This is a genomic window from Fructilactobacillus sp. X2R1C1 (assembly GCF_059901435.1).
Genome location: NZ_JBWXUV010000014.1, coordinates 1 through 690 on the forward strand (window position 1 = coordinate 1; position 690 = coordinate 690).

Genomic DNA, 690 nt, shown 5'->3' on the forward strand with positions numbered 1-690 from the left:
TGTATGGTTAATTACTAAATCAAAAACGACCTTAATTCCAGCTTGATGAAACTTATGTATCATGTTTTTTACATCATACATTGTTCCATACTGAGGATCGATTGCTTCGTAATCGGATACATCATAACCATTATCAATATTTGGGGAAGCAAAAAAAGGTGATATCCAAACAAATGTAACACCTAATGATTTAATATATGGAATTTTATTAATAATTCCATTAATATCTCCAATGCCATCATTATTGCTATCATTAAAACTTTTAGGATAAATTTGATATCCTACAGCATTTCTCCACCAATTATTTTTATTAATTCCTACCATAACTCAAATTCACCTCGTTATTAATTATTTTTGCAAGCGCTTTCAAAGAACAATAATAATTCCATAATTATAAATGTCAAATAATTAGAATAAATAAATAACAAAAAAATTAAACGATAAATATAATTTTTTAAATATAGTGTTGATATGCTTTTAAGTATTACTTGTTGTTAACATAAATATTAAAAATCTTATATTCATATAAATTTCAAACACAAAAAAGGATTTACATTGGTTATGAGCCTATGTAAATCCTTAAATATAAAAACTTCCTAAAATATATAATCTTTGTGTAATATCTTATATTATTAATATACTTATCAAAATATAGATTGATGATACAGGTTCCTATTTACTCAAGTAAAC

Annotated in this window: 1 protein-coding gene; it reads right to left on the reverse strand. The window is 23.8% G+C overall.

Annotated features, from left to right (window positions below; translation table 11 throughout):
* Positions 1-324 (reverse strand): alpha-amylase family glycosyl hydrolase (locus AC6UDG_RS07230; protein ID WP_500706929.1); only part of this gene is annotated, 324 nt, incomplete at its 3' end.
* Between the last annotated feature and the right edge of the window lie 366 nt (positions 325-690).